We start from the raw sequence: 13,757 nt of genomic DNA, 5'->3' as shown, positions 1-13,757 counted from the left end.
TTTAAACAGTTCTGTGGCGCTCGTGGCCTTCGACGTAAATGGCGCTGAACGGTCGCGCCGGACAGAGGTTTTCGCAGGCTCCGCAGCCGATGCAGCGCTCCTCGTTCACAGCGGGAATGCGCGGCGATTTCGGGTCGTCGGGGTCCCTGTGCACCATTTTGATCGCTCCGGCAGGACAATGCCGCGCGCAGTTGTTGCAGGTTACACCGTCGGTATTGACCACACAATTGGCCGCAATCCATACGGCGTGGCCGATCTGGATCGACGATTTTTCGGCAAGGTCGGTCAGGCGGATGGCATCCGTAGGGCACACTTCGGCACACTTGGCGCACTCCGGGCGGCAATAACCGCGCTCGAACGACATCTCGGGCTGCATCAGGGTCATCAGCTTACCCGACGGGCGCAGCACCTGGTTGGGACACACCGAGACGCAGAGCTGACAGCCCGTGCAATGGGCGTTGAAGTGGCGCAGGCTCCGCGCGCCCGGCGGCACGATGGGAGTAGCGCGGTTCGGAACCTTCTTGTCGACGATCACGGCCAGTCCGCCGTCGACCTTCTTCTCCTGCGCTCGGAGCGCGGAGTAGGCGAGTACGCCCGCCAGCCCCAGGAACTTACGGCGTGCGGCGTCGGTCTCCGGCTTCGGGGCCTCGGGAACTACGGGGGACTCCGATCGCCGCAGCGTATAGGTAATAGCCCCTTGGCGGCAGTTTTCGAGACAGTCCATGCAGGCCACGCAACGACTGTAATCGATCTTATGCGCCGCCGGGTCGATACACGACGCCTTGCAGTTGCGGGCGCAGAGTTTGCAGCCGTTACACTTCGACGTATCGAAACGCGGCTTGAACAGCGAGTAGCGGGAGAGGAATCCCAGCACCGTACCCACGGGACAGATCGTATTGCAGTAAGTACGCCCGCTGCGCCAGGCAAGGATAAAGAGCACGACGAACGTTACGACGGCAACGAGGAACGTAGAGAGGCCCTTCATCCACACGTCGACCGAATAGAAAGCATAGCTGTCCATGCGTTCGGCGATGTATGCCAGCAGGTTGTTGCCCCACGCGTAGACCGGGGCCAGCAGGTTCGAAGCGATGCGTCCATAGGCGCTGTAAGGCGCGAGCAGCGAACCGACGCCTGCGAGCATCGCTGCGATGAACACCACGAGCATCGCCCGGCGCAGCCAGGTGAGCGCCGGGGAGTAGCTGAAGCGGTTGCGATGCTTTTTGCGTTTCCCGGAGGCCCACGAAACGATGTCCTGCATCACGCCCAGCGGGCAGATGACCGAACAATAGATACGGCCGAAGAGAAGCGTCAGGATCACGAGGAACGCCACAACGCCGACGTTGAGGGCCAGCAGGGCAGGCAGGAACTGGATTTTGGCCATCCAGCCGAACCACGCATGGAGCGTCCCGGTAAAATCGAGAAACAGCAGCGTGATCAGCACGAAGAATAGGGCCGCAGCCGCAATTCGGATTTTTCGTAACATAGATTAAGTCTGGTAGTTTATTATTGTCGTTCCGGATTCAACGCCGTTTGCCCATTCCGGCGCCGTTGATAAATCCGCCCCTCGCGGGGCTTTATTCATCCGGCAGCCGGCGTTTTCGCCGACCGCCGGATGCTGGTTCCGTTATGCGTTACGCCCGCAGGCCCAGTTCGTAAGCCTCCTGCATCGCAGGCGAGGATTTGATCTCGCCCGCGTGCCAGGCTCCGACACCGTAGATAACGCCTTTCTCCGCAGGCCCTTCGAGGCAGTCGAGGAAGCCGCGGAAGCACTCCACCGTGCGCTGCATCATGTCGATGCTCTCTTCGGCAGCCGTCAGGATGAAGTAGAACTCCTTGTCGTTCATCTCGGTATAGCGGGCGCAGGCGCGGTCGATCAGGGTCTTCATCTGCCCGCACACGGTGTAAAAATAGACCGGCGAGGCCATCACGATCACATCCGCTTCGACCATTTTTCCGACGACCTCAGCGGCATCGTCACGCTGCGGGCAGGGATGCTCGCCGTTATAACAGCGGTTGCAGCCCATACAATAGTTAATCGTCTTGTCTTTCAGGAATATCTTCTCGACCTCGAGGCCCGCCTCACGGGCGCCCTCCATAAAGCGGTCGCACAGCAGGTCGGAATTTCCGCCGCGGCGCGGGCTGGAGGAGAGAATCAAAACTTTCTTTGCCATATTATCCTAATGTAAATTACTCAGCCATTCAACAATTTCAGGATCACGGTGATCGAGGAAGCTGCTCTCGGGACGGTCCAGCGTGGCGATCACGGCCATGTCTTCGGCGTCGAGTTCGAAGCCGAACACATCGAAATTCTCCGCAATACGCTCCGCATGCACCGATTTGGGAATGCAGACCACCTCGCGCTGGATCAGCCAGCGCAGCACCACCTGCGCCACCGTTTTCCGATACCGGGCAGCGATCGCCAGCAGCAATTCGTTCGTAAACAATCCGTTCCTGCCCTCGGCGAACGGCGCCCACGACTCGATCTGCACGCCTTTCGAACGCATGAACTCCGCAGGGACGGTCTGCTGGTGGAAGGGATGGGTCTCGACCTGGTTGACGGCCGGCACGACCTCGTTGTGAAGGATCAGGTCCGCAAGGCGGTCGGGATAGAAGTTCGAAACGCCGATGGCCCGGATGCGGCCCTCCCGGTACAACTCCTCCATGGCACGCCACGAGCCGTAAACGTCGCCGTAAGGCTGGTGGATCAGGTAAAGGTCGAGATAGTCCAGGCCCAGCTTCGACATCGACTCTTCGAACGCCTTCTTCGCCGGTTCATAACCCGCGCCGCTGATCCACAGTTTCGTGGTGATGAAAAGTTCCTCGCGGGGAATGCCGCTGCGGCGGATCGCACGGCCCACGGCCTCCTCGTTGTCATAGGCCGCGGCAGTGTCGATCGAGCGGTAACCGATCTTCAGGGCATCGCCGACAGCCTGCTCGCAAACGGCAGGGTCCGGAATCTGATAAACGCCGAAACCGAGGATCGGCATTTCGACGCCGTTATTCAATTTTACGTATTTCATTTTTTTTACTTTTTCATTATTCGGGTATAACTTCGTTCAGGCATGCAATGCCGTTCAGCGTGCGCGGATAGCCGATGTAGGGCAGCAATTGGGTCACAACGGCCAGCAGGGTAGCCTTGTCGTTGCCGACGTTCACGTTTCCGGCGATATGCCCCCTGACCTGCGGCTCGCAGCCCCCGAGCGACACGAGCATCGAGAACGTCAGCAGTTCGCGCATCTTCACGTCCAGGCCCCGGCGGGTCAGAAAATCGCCGAAGCAGTTATCCGACAGGTAACGCTGGATGTGCTTCTGGTTCTCCGGAGCCGTCCGGTGCATCCCGTCGATACGCTCCGCGCCGAAAATCGACTTCTGCACGGCCAGCCCCTTTTCAAAACGGTCCGCAGGCGTCGTCGTCGACTGTCCTTCGAGCGGCAGCGTCACGCCGTGCACCGCCAATACCTCGTTGGTCAGGCCGATAAAATCGGCCACACGGGCCATACCGACGTAAGGAACAGCCTGATAAAGCACCTCTTTCACCTCGACCGGCGTAACGCCTGCCTGCAACGCACCTTCGAGCATCGTCCGATAGGCGGCCCGCCCCTGTGAGGCAATATTCGAGGCCAGGATGCACAGCAGACGCGTCCGGGTGTCGAGGTTCCCGTAATCCGGGACTTCGCCGAGCGCAAAGTTACCAAAAATTTCAAATAATTCGGGGTCCGCATCCCCAAGTTCCGGTATTCCGCCCGGAAACAATTCGGCCAGGCGGCGCCGGGCGTCTTCACCCAGGCGGGACGCCGGGGCCGGGGCGGAAGCCGTCGCTGCCGCATACTGCGCGTCGTCGACCGGTTCGAGCCATGTGTTCTCGTTGGTCTGCGGATTGCATTCGACGGCCAGATGCGAAAACCAACTGTCGGGAGCCGCACCGTGCCAGTGCACCGCGTCGGGCGCGATCTCCACAACGTCGCCCGGCAGCAGGACCCGGGCCGGCTCTCCCCGCTCCTGGTAATAGCCCCGGCCGCCGACGGCAATCAGGAGCTGGCCGCCCGTATGGCTGTGCCAGTTGTTGCGGCATCCGGGCGAGAACGTGACGTTCGACACGGGAACGTTCAGCGCCCTGTCGGTCGTCAGCGGAGCCAGCCAGGCCTGCCCGGTAAAATACTTCGAAAACCGTTCGGGGAGTTTCTCCCCCACGGGAAAAGGACTGACTTTTTTTGCTTCTTCCATATTCTGTGCATTTAAGGATTGCAGGATTCCGCCCGAAAACAGGGCAGCGGCGGCCACGGCCGCAATGAGGATTCGTTTCATCGGTTCAAAAGAGATGGTTTCACGATGCAAAAATAGAACGTCTCCCGCAACAAATCCGTACCCGGATTACGGTTCCGCTTACCATTATTACGCATTATGGGCCGGTTCTACGCACGACAGCGTAAAACCGGCCCAAGGACAGATCATCGAATCGGGCAGGGAGCAGGTATCCGGCCCGAAAGAAAAAGAGCCGCGACTGCCTATAAAACGGGGCTTTCAGCCCCGCGGCCCTGATTGGCGACAGCCTCCATCAGTTTGGCGATTTCGGCCGGATCGCCCAAAAAATAGTCCCTGACATAACCCAGTCCTTCGTCGAACTCGAAAACATAGGGCACGGCGGTCGGAAGGTTGAACTCCGAGATGGCCTCGTCCGAGATGCCTTTCAGTTTCTTGATGATGCCCCGCAGGCTGTTGCCGTGGGCTACGACCAGCAGTTCGTCGTGCCGGAAGAGCGCAGGGAGTATTTCGCACTCCCAGTAGGGCATCGTACGGGCCACGGTATCCTGCAAAGATTCGGTACGGGGCAGCGCCGCATCGGGAATCCCGGCGTAACGGGGATCGAGGCGCGGATTGCGGGGATCATCCTCGGCCAAAGGCGCAGGGGCCACGTCGTAACTGCGACGCCAGATGTGGACCTGCTCGTCACCGTATTTTTCGGCCGTTTCGCGTTTGTTCAATCCTTGCAGCATCCCGTAATGCTTTTCGTTCAGCCGCCAGTTTTTCGTCACCGGAATCCAATCCTGATCCATTTTGTCGAGCACGACATCGAGGGTCTTTACAGCCCGTTTTAAATAGGAAGTATAGGCGTGCCCGAAGTGAAAACCCTCCTTCCGGAGCGTCTCGCCGGCCTTGACGGCTTCGGCAACACCCTTTTCGCTCAGGTCCACGTCGGTCCAGCCCGTAAACCGGTTTTCCTTGTTCCAAACGCTCTCGCCGTGGCGGAGCAAAACAATCTTTTTCATAGTTATGCAGGTGTATTTTCCGGTTCGGCACGCACTTCGTTATCCAGGTGGCGATGCTCGGCGAAATCTTTGATATTCTGCATCGTAGTGCGTGCTATATTATCCAATGCTTCACGTGTGAAGAATCCCTGGTGCGAAGTCACGATCACGTTGTTGAACGACAAGAGGCGAGCCAGCACGTCGTCGTCCATGATGCGGTCCGAAGTGTCCTCGTAGAAATACCCGGCCTCCTCCTCGTAAACGTCGAGCCCCGCGGCCCCGATCTTCTTCTCCTTCAGGCCGTCGATCAGCGCTTCGGTATGGATCAACTGGCCGCGGCCCGTGTTGATGATGATCACACCCGGCTTCATGTGCGAAATAGCCACGTCGCCGATCATGTAGCGCGTCTGATCGGTCAGCGGACAGTGGAGCGAAATGATGTCCGAACGGGCATAAAGCTCGTCGAGCGGCACATAGGTGATTCCGGCCTGCGCGGCATATGCCTGATCGGGGAAAAGGTCGTTGGCCAGCACCTCCATCCCGAAACCCTTGAGGATGCGGATCAGTTCGCGGGCGATCTTACCCGTACCGACGATACCCGCGGTCTTGCCGTACATGTCGAATCCCATCAGCCCGTGCAACGAGAAGTTGCCGTCGCGCGTGCGCCAGTAGGCGCGGTGTATCTTGCGGTTGAGCGCCAGCATCAGCGCCACGGCGTGTTCCGCGACGGCATGCGGCGAATAGGCCGGAACCCGCACCACGGGAATGCCGTAGCGGGCCGCAGCAGGCAGGTCGACGTTGTTGAAGCCCGCACAGCGCAGCGCGATCAGTTTCACGCCCATGCCGGCCAGTTGGCGGATGGTCTCGGCGTCGGCCGTGTCGTTGACGAAGATGCAGACCGCGTCGGAGCCTTGCGCAAGGGCCACGTTGTTGGCATTCAGATGGCTGCGATGGTAGCAGATGTCGAACCCGTAGGCGTCGCGGATGCGGTCGAACGACTCCCGGTCGTAGGGTTGCGTACCGAATAACGTTATTTTCATAATTGCACTTTTTACCTTATACAGAAACGTTTCCAGACCTTCGGATATTATGCGATCGTCACTTCGTCGTCGAGGTAAACGTCCTGGATGGCGTGCAGCAACGCAATACCGTCCTTCATCGGGCGCTGGAAGGCTTTACGGCCGCTGATCAGGCCCATGCCTCCGGCGCGTTTGTTGATCACGGCCGTCGTGACGGCCTCCTGCAGGTCCGAAGCGCCGCGCGACTCGCCGCCCGAGTTGATCAGTCCCACGCGGCCCATATAACCGTTGGCCACCTGATAGCGGCAAAGGTCGATAGGGTGGTCGGAGGTCAGTTCCGAGTAAACTTTGTCGCTGGTCTTGGCAAAGCCGATCGCCCTGAAACCGCCGTTATTGGTCGGAAGTTTCTGCTTCACGATGTCGGCTTTGATCGTCACGCCCAGGTGATCGGCCTGTCCCGTAAGGTCGGCCGAGGCATGGTAGTCCACACCGTCCTTCCTGAAGCCCTCGTTGCGCAGGTAGCACCACAGGATCGTCGCCATGCCCAGTTCGTGCGCCAAATCGAATGCCTGCGCAATCTCGACCAATTGGCGGCGGCTCTCCGCCGAACCGAAATAGATCGTGGCCCCGACGGCCTGCGCACCCATGTTCCAGGCGTCGCGCACCGTGCCGAACAACACCTGGTCGTAAGTGTTGGGGTAGGACAACAGTTCGTTATGGTTGATCTTGACGATAAACGGAATTTTATGCGCATATTTGCGCGCCACGGCGCCCAGCACGCCGAAGGTCGAAGCGACGGCGTTGCAGCCGCCTTCGATGGCGAGTTTCACGATGTTCTCGGGATCGAAATAGGCCGGATTGGGTGCAAACGAAGCTCCCGCAGTGTGCTCGATACCCTGGTCTACGGGCAGGATCGAGACATAACCCGTACCACCCAGCCGCCCGTTGGCCAGAATCCATTGCAGGCTGCCCAGCGTACGGATATTGCGGTCGGACGCGGTCCAGATGCGGTCCACAGTATCGGGTCCCGGCAGGTACAACGACTTCTTGTCGATGGTGCGACATACATGCGAGAGGTAATAGCCGGCCTCGCTCCCTAAAATTTCAACTGTCTTGCTCATATTATAATAGTTTCAATTTGTACCAACGTTCTTTTTGAATAGTATTATCACGACAACTTATCCAAAAGCCGGGCCAAATAGCTCTCGGCCTGAGCAAGATCCCCTTTGTAAATGATATTCCTTTGTTTGTCGAGAATAAAAACCATAGGGAACCGTAAAACGCCCCATTCTTCTATAATTTCATCGTTGTTATCAAGTGACAAAGAAGGGAATTCATATGATCTCGTAGATAAAATTACATAACCGATATTATATTTTTCATATTCAGTCCTGCAATGTACGGCATATATCCCAACACGATCTTCATCTTTGTATTTCTCATACATCTCCTGTAATTTGGGAAACTGTTCATAACATACACGGCATGACGTATACCACATATCAAGAAGTAAGTACGCCTTGTCCAGCTCGTTTAACGAAATATATTCCCCAGAATAATTTTGCATTTTAATTTCGCTTTTACATTCCTGATAGACACGCCCATTGATGGTTCCGTAATTCAATTTATGTGTCCACATACTGTAACCGGATGTACTAATCCAAAGCGCACAGATTAGAGATAGTCCGACAAATATTATTTTATGCGTTATTTTGCGAACTTTAAAAAAGAAATAACCGACACCTATTCCCAACCACCATATTAACAAATTAAGGAATGAAATCATCGCATCCCCGAAATGTATAATCCGAAATGGGAGCTCCAATATTGAAGCTCCCAACCATACCAACAAAACAATATATCCGGAGAATGTTGTATTTCTATATTTTTCTAATGCCAAGGTCGTCATTAAACCATAAACAATAAAACCAATAAATGACGAAAGAGGAAGTCCCGTAAGAGTCAATATTGAAATATATCCTCCTCGCAGCCAAGCAAGAAAAAGCGACCAAACAAAAGAAATCAAAAAAACTATACCCAACTTTTTCATTTTTTCAATTCTATTAAATACGGTTCAACCTTATTCCCTATTTCAACAAGTATATTTAATATACTGTTCCTACTTCTTGCCGTTGCGATACTCCGTCGGCGATTCCCCCGTATGCTTCTTGAAAAAACGCCCGAGATAGGACTGGTCGGGGAATTTGAGCCGGTAGGCGATCTCCTGAACCGACAGGTCGGTCGACTGGAGCATCATCTTGATTTCGAGGACCACCGAACGGTCGATGAACTCCTTGGCCGAACTGCGTGCCACGGAGCGCACGATGGTAGAGAGGTAGCGGGTCGAGATGCAGAGTTTATCGGCGTAAAAGGCCACTTCGCGCTCCTGCGAGCTGTGGGCCTGAACAAGCGTTACGAAACGATGGAACAATTCGGTTTGCCGCGTGGTCGTCTCCGGCCCGCGGTGCTGCCGGGCGGCAAAGCGCTGCATCTTGTCGAAACTCTCCAGCAAGAGGTTCTGCAGACGGTTTTTGATGATCGTATTGCGGAACACGTTGCCGCGGTCACGGTAGGTATAGGCCGCCATCTCGAACCAGATCGCAGCCCCCTCGACGACGCGGTGGGGCGGATAGGAGATCGGACGCTCACGCAACGCATGGAAAAACGAAGGTTCGAGACGAAAGGCCGCTTCGGCGAAAAGGTCCCGCGAAAAGGCACAGAAAGTCATCTGAAAATCTTCCGTCCGGTCGGTGAGCATCAGGATCGAGCCGGGCAGCAGCAACACCATCGTATTGCGGCGCACATGCCCTCGGTATTGGTTGACCGTAGCATCCGCACTGCCGCTGCGGCAAAAAAGGATCGCACCTCCATCGGTACGGCAGGCGTAATTGCTGAAAAAGGCGAAATCGGATTCGCCGACGACAAATTGCTCTTCGGAAGTAGTAATTATCGGATTAACCGGCGTCATATATTTCTTTTTTCGAACAAAAATAATGATTATTTCGATAATAACAGAACCTTTGTGCCGAAAAGTACCAATACTGTTCGCAATATAATGGCACAAATGGACCTAATTTAGAATACTTTTGCACCTGAAAAAGTTTTTTAGTATAAAATTCAAATGGAAGTTATGAAGCAAACATTTGTGAAAGCTGCCGCTTTGGCATGCTGCATGGCAGCCGTCGGATGCAAACAGGCTCCGATGACAATGGGTCCCGGCGAATACGCCGTAATGACCATCGCCACCACCGACCGCGAAATTCCGAGCAACTACTCGGCAACGATCCGCGGCCGTCAGGACATCGACATCTATCCGCAGGTTTCGGGAACGATCTCGCAACTCTGTGTCAACGAAGGCCAGAACGTAACGAAGGGACAGACCCTTTTCATCATCGACCAGGTTCCCTACCAGGCAGCCCTCCAGACCGCCGAAGCCAACGTCGAGGCAGCCAAAGCCGGGGTAGCCACCGCACAGCTCACCTACGACAGCAAAAAGGAACTTTTCGCCCGGAACGTCGTTTCGCAGTACGACCTCTCGACGGCCAACAACACCCTGCTGACCGCCAAGGCACAGCTTGCCCAGGCCGAGGCCCAGCGTGTAAACGCAGCCAACAACCTCTCCTACACGGTCGTAAAGGCTCCGGCCAACGGTGTCGTAGGTACGCTGCCGTACCGCGTGGGCGCACTGGTGAGTGCATCGCTCCCGCAGCCGCTGACCACCGTGTCGGACAACTCGGAGATGTACGTCTATTTTTCGATGACCGAGAACCAGTTCCTGGGCCTGACGCGCCAGTACGGCTCGATCGCCGAAACGCTCAAGAGCATGCCCGACGTACAGTTGCAGCTCAGCGACGGTTCGATCTACGACCAGCCGGGCCGCGTCGAGTCGATCAGCGGCGTCATCGACCTCTCGACGGGCAGCGTGTCGCTCCGCGCGGCGTTCCCCAACAAGGGAGGACTGCTGCACAGCGGCGGCGCAGGCAACGTCATCCTGCCGAGCATCTACAAGGATTGCATCGCCGTTCCGCAGGCCGCAACGTTCGAACTCCAGGACAAAGTATACGTATATAAAGTAGTGGACGGCAAGGCCGCTTCGACGATGATCGAGGTCGAGAAAATCTCGAACGGCCAGGAATACATCGCCCGCAAGGGCCTCGTACCGGGCGACGTGATCGTAGCCGAGGGCGTAGGTCTGCTGCGCGAAGGTACGCCCATCCGCATAAAGGGTCAGGCCGCGGCCGAAACTGCCGCTCCTGCAACCGATGAGGCTGCCGCTCAGTCCCAAACCGAAAAAGAAGAGTAATCCATGACACTGAAACATTTTATCGAACGACCCGTACTGGCGTCGGTCGTATCAATCGTAATCGTAATCGCCGGTATCATCGGTCTCGCGACGCTGCCCGTCGAGCAGTATCCCGACATCGCTCCCCCGACGGTTATGGTGCGCGCCTCGTATCCGGGCGCCAGCGCCGAGACCATTCAGAAGTCGGTCATCGCACCGCTCGAACAGGCCATCAACGGTGTGGAGGACATGACTTACATGACTTCCAGCGCCGCTGTCGGCAGTGCTTCCGTAACGATCTATTTCCGGCAGGGAATCAACGCCGACATGGCAGCCGTGAACGTGCAGAACAAAGTATCGCGCGCTACCGGTCAGCTGCCTTCGGAAGTTACGCAAATCGGCGTTACGACCATGAAGCGTCAGACCTCCATGGTGAAAATCTTCTCGCTTTACAGCCCCGACGACTCCTACGACGAGACGTTCCTGTCGAACTACTCGAAAATCAATATCGAGCCCCGTATCCAGCGTATCCACGGCGTCGGCGAGGTATTCACCCTCGGCGCCGACTACTCGATGCGCGTCTGGCTGAAACCCGACGTAATGGCCCAGTACAAGCTCATCCCGTCGGACGTTACGGCGGCACTGGCCGAGCAGAATATCGAGTCGGCGACCGGTACGCTGGGCGAGAACTCGCAGAACACGTTCCAGTACACGATGAAATACCGCGGACGCCACCAGACGCCCGAAGAGTTCGGAGAGATCGTGCTCCTTTCGAAGCCCGACGGAACGCTCCTGCGGCTGAAAGACATCGCCGACATCGAACTGGGCAGCGAGTCCTATGCCTATAAAGGCTACACCAACGGCCACCCGGGCGTCAGCACCATGATCTTCCAGACCGCCGGCTCGAATGCCACGCAGGTCGTGAACGATGTCAACGCCCTGCTCGACGAAGTGCAGGCCGAACTGCCGAAAGGTATCGCCGTCGCCCACCTGCAAAGTGTGAACGACTTCCTCTACGCCTCGATGAAGGAGGTAATGAAGACCCTGTTCGAGGCTATCCTCCTCGTGATCCTGGTGGTATACGTCTTCCTGCAGGACATCCGCTCGACGCTCATCCCGACGGCCTCGATCCTCGTCTCATTGGTCGGTACGTTCGGTTTCCTCGCTCTGGCCGGATTCTCGATCAACCTGCTGACCCTCTTCGCGCTGGTTCTTGCCATCGGTACGGTCGTCGACGACGCCATTATCGTGGTGGAGGCCGTCCAGGCGCGTTTCGACGTGGGATATAAGTCCTCCTATATGGCTACCGTCGATGCCATGTCAGGCATTACGTCGGCTATCGTAACCTCGACGCTGGTCTTCATGGCCGTGTTCATCCCCGTCTCCATGATGGGCGGAACGTCGGGTGTGTTCTACACCCAGTTCGGTATCACGATGGCCGTAGCCGTGGGTATTTCGGCCGTCAACGCACTTACGCTGTCGCCGGCCCTCTGTGCCATCATCCTCAAACCGTACCTCGACGAGAACGGCGAGATGCGCGACAACTTCGCCGCTCGCTTCCGCAAGGCCTTCAACACGGCGTTCAGCGCTTTGGTCAACAAGTACAAGCACGGCGTGCTGCTCTTCATCAAGCACAAGTGGCTGATGTGGTCGACGCTCGGACTCGCCATTGCTGCGCTGGTCCTGCTGATGAACACCACCAAGACGGGTCTGGTTCCCGACGAGGACCAGGGTACGATCATGGTCAACGTTACCACGGCTCCGGGCTCCTCGCTCGCCGAGACCCACAAGGTCATGCAGCGGGTATCGGAGCGTATCCAGGGTATCCCCCAGATCCGGGATTTCATGGAGGTAGCCGGTTACGGTATGATCGCCGGACAGGGACCGTCGTACGGTATGGCCATCATCAAACTGAAAGACTGGGAGGAGCGCCCGAACAAGGAGGATGCCGTGAATGCCGTCATCGGCCAGATCTACGGCCGCACCGCCGACATCAAGGACGCGCAGATTTTCGCCGTGGCTCCGCCGATGATCTCGGGCTACGGAACCTCGACCGGTTTCTCGATGAACCTGCAGGACAAGGCAGGCGGCGAGCTGAAAGACTTCTACAACATCTACCTGCAATTCATCGGAGCGCTGAACCAGCGTCCGGAGATTGCCCAGGCCTACTCGACCTTCAACATCAACTTCCCGCAGTACATGGTGGACATCGATGCAGCGAAGGCCAAGCGTGCCGGCGTATCGCCCAACGCGATCCTCTCGACCCTGGCAGGTTACTACGGCGGCCAGTACGTCTCGAACATCAACCGTTTCTCGAAAATGTACTACGTAACGTTGCAGGCCGACCCGAAATACCGTCTCGACACCGAATCGCTCAACAACGTCTACGTGCGTTCGAACAACGGCGAGATGGCTCCCCTGGGCCAGTTCGTGAACCTGACGAGGGTTTACAGTTCCGAGGTGCTCAGCCGCTTCAACATGTACAGTTCGATCGCCGTGAACGGCACGGCCGCCGCAGGCTATTCGTCGGGTGACGCCATCAAGGCCATCCAGGAAGTCGCCGCACAGGTACTCCCGAAAGGCTACGGCTACGAATTCGACGGCATCACGCGCGAGGAGGCACAGACCGGCAGCAACACCGCCATCATCTTCGGTATCTGCATCCTGCTGATCTACCTTATCCTGAGCGCCCTGTACGAGAGTTTCCTCATTCCGTTCGCCGTCATCCTGTCGGTTCCGTGCGGTCTGATGGGTTCGTTCCTGCTGGCCAAGATGATGGGCATGGAGAACAACATCTACCTCCAGACGGGTATCATCATGCTGATCGGTCTGCTGTCGAAGACGGCCATTCTGATCACCGAGTACGCCGCCGACCGCCGCGCCGCAGGCATGAGCCTCTCGCAGGCCGCCGTATCGGCCGCCAAAGCCCGTCTGCGTCCTATCCTGATGACCGTCCTTACCTGCGTGTTCGGTATGATCCCGCTGGTGCTCTCGCACGGCGTAGGCGCTAACGGCAACTCGACCCTCGGCGCGGGTGTCATCGGCGGTATGATCGTCGGAACGCTGGCTCTGCTGTTCCTCGTTCCGACGCTGTTCATCGTCTTCCAGACGTTGCAGGAGAAGATCAAACCGCTGGAGTTCGATCCCGATCCGCAGTGGGCCGTACGCGCCGAGCTGGAAGAATGTAAAAATGAGAAAGAGGAGGAGTAA

At 57.1% G+C, this 13,757-nt stretch carries 11 protein-coding genes; 2 read left to right on the top strand and 9 right to left on the bottom strand.

Annotated elements, in window-relative coordinates:
* Nucleotide 1: 1 nt before the first annotated feature.
* The 9 genes from I2E69_RS06975 to I2E69_RS06935 all read right to left on the bottom strand — a co-directional run bounded on the left by I2E69_RS06975 (nt 2) and on the right by I2E69_RS06935 (nt 9,233).
* Entirely contained in the window at nt 2-1,483 is a 1,482-nt protein-coding gene (locus I2E69_RS06975; protein ID WP_195460273.1) for a 4Fe-4S binding protein, read from the bottom strand.
* A 148-nt stretch (nt 1,484-1,631) separates the two neighbouring features.
* Entirely contained in the window at nt 1,632-2,171 is a 540-nt protein-coding gene (locus I2E69_RS06970) for a flavodoxin family protein (protein WP_195460271.1), read from the bottom strand.
* Nucleotides 2,172-2,177: 6 nt separating this feature from the next.
* Nucleotides 2,178-3,020, bottom strand: a complete 843-nt coding sequence (locus I2E69_RS06965) for an aldo/keto reductase (protein ID WP_195460269.1) — start codon at nt 3,018-3,020, stop codon at nt 2,178-2,180.
* A 16-nt stretch (nt 3,021-3,036) separates the two neighbouring features.
* Nucleotides 3,037-4,305 carry a cupin domain-containing carboxymuconolactone decarboxylase family protein gene (locus I2E69_RS06960; protein WP_195460267.1) on the bottom strand — a complete coding sequence of 423 codons (1,269 nt, stop codon included), beginning with the start codon at nt 4,303-4,305 and terminating at the stop codon, nt 3,037-3,039.
* Between the two features lie 200 nt (nt 4,306-4,505).
* On the bottom strand, nt 4,506-5,267 hold the full coding sequence (gene gpmA / locus I2E69_RS06955) for a 2,3-diphosphoglycerate-dependent phosphoglycerate mutase (RefSeq protein ID WP_195460264.1): 762 nt from the start codon (nt 5,265-5,267) through the stop codon (nt 4,506-4,508).
* Nucleotides 5,268-5,269: 2 nt separating this feature from the next.
* Nucleotides 5,270-6,286 carry a 2-hydroxyacid dehydrogenase gene (locus I2E69_RS06950; RefSeq protein WP_195460262.1) on the bottom strand — a complete coding sequence of 339 codons (1,017 nt, stop codon included), beginning with the start codon at nt 6,284-6,286 and terminating at the stop codon, nt 5,270-5,272.
* 47 nt (nt 6,287-6,333) lie between these two features.
* Entirely contained in the window at nt 6,334-7,386 is a 1,053-nt protein-coding gene (locus I2E69_RS06945; RefSeq protein ID WP_195460260.1) for a class I fructose-bisphosphate aldolase, read from the bottom strand.
* Between the two features lie 47 nt (nt 7,387-7,433).
* Nucleotides 7,434-8,315 carry a TlpA family protein disulfide reductase gene (locus I2E69_RS06940; RefSeq protein ID WP_195460259.1) on the bottom strand — a complete coding sequence of 294 codons (882 nt, stop codon included), beginning with the start codon at nt 8,313-8,315 and terminating at the stop codon, nt 7,434-7,436.
* 69 nt (nt 8,316-8,384) lie between these two features.
* A complete protein-coding gene (locus I2E69_RS06935) occupies nt 8,385-9,233 on the bottom strand; it encodes an AraC family transcriptional regulator (protein ID WP_195460257.1) in 849 nt (282 codons plus the stop codon).
* 162 nt (nt 9,234-9,395) lie between these two features.
* Between I2E69_RS06935 and I2E69_RS06930 the strand changes: the two genes are divergently transcribed.
* A complete protein-coding gene (locus I2E69_RS06930; RefSeq protein ID WP_195460256.1) occupies nt 9,396-10,568 on the top strand; it encodes an efflux RND transporter periplasmic adaptor subunit in 1,173 nt (390 codons plus the stop codon).
* Between the two features lie 3 nt (nt 10,569-10,571).
* Nucleotides 10,572-13,757: an efflux RND transporter permease subunit gene (locus I2E69_RS06925; protein WP_195460254.1), complete on the top strand. Its 3,186-nt coding sequence runs from the start codon at nt 10,572-10,574 to the stop codon at nt 13,755-13,757.

Origin of the sequence: Alistipes sp. D31t1_170403_E11 (assembly GCF_015553985.1) — a bacterium.
Taxonomy (GTDB): Bacteria; Bacteroidota; Bacteroidia; order Bacteroidales; family Rikenellaceae; genus Alistipes; species Alistipes montrealensis.
The sequence above is the reverse complement of the archived record's forward strand: the minus strand, read 5'-3'. Positions and strand labels throughout refer to the sequence as shown.

Coding starts and splice junctions, on each gene's coding strand:
- I2E69_RS06975 (WP_195460273.1), bottom strand. CDS start 1,483: ATGTTACGAAAAATCCGAATTGCGGCTGCGGCCCTATTCTTCGTGCTG.
- I2E69_RS06970 (WP_195460271.1), bottom strand. CDS start 2,171: ATGGCAAAGAAAGTTTTGATTCTCTCCTCCAGCCCGCGCCGCGGCGGA.
- I2E69_RS06965 (WP_195460269.1), bottom strand. CDS start 3,020: ATGAAATACGTAAAATTGAATAACGGCGTCGAAATGCCGATCCTCGGT.
- I2E69_RS06960 (WP_195460267.1), bottom strand. CDS start 4,305: ATGAAACGAATCCTCATTGCGGCCGTGGCCGCCGCTGCCCTGTTTTCG.
- gpmA (WP_195460264.1), bottom strand. CDS start 5,267: ATGAAAAAGATTGTTTTGCTCCGCCACGGCGAGAGCGTTTGGAACAAG.
- I2E69_RS06950 (WP_195460262.1), bottom strand. CDS start 6,286: ATGAAAATAACGTTATTCGGTACGCAACCCTACGACCGGGAGTCGTTC.
- I2E69_RS06945 (WP_195460260.1), bottom strand. CDS start 7,386: ATGAGCAAGACAGTTGAAATTTTAGGGAGCGAGGCCGGCTATTACCTC.
- I2E69_RS06940 (WP_195460259.1), bottom strand. CDS start 8,315: ATGAAAAAGTTGGGTATAGTTTTTTTGATTTCTTTTGTTTGGTCGCTT.
- I2E69_RS06935 (WP_195460257.1), bottom strand. CDS start 9,233: ATGACGCCGGTTAATCCGATAATTACTACTTCCGAAGAGCAATTTGTC.
- I2E69_RS06930 (WP_195460256.1), top strand. CDS start 9,396: ATGAAGCAAACATTTGTGAAAGCTGCCGCTTTGGCATGCTGCATGGCA.
- I2E69_RS06925 (WP_195460254.1), top strand. CDS start 10,572: ATGACACTGAAACATTTTATCGAACGACCCGTACTGGCGTCGGTCGTA.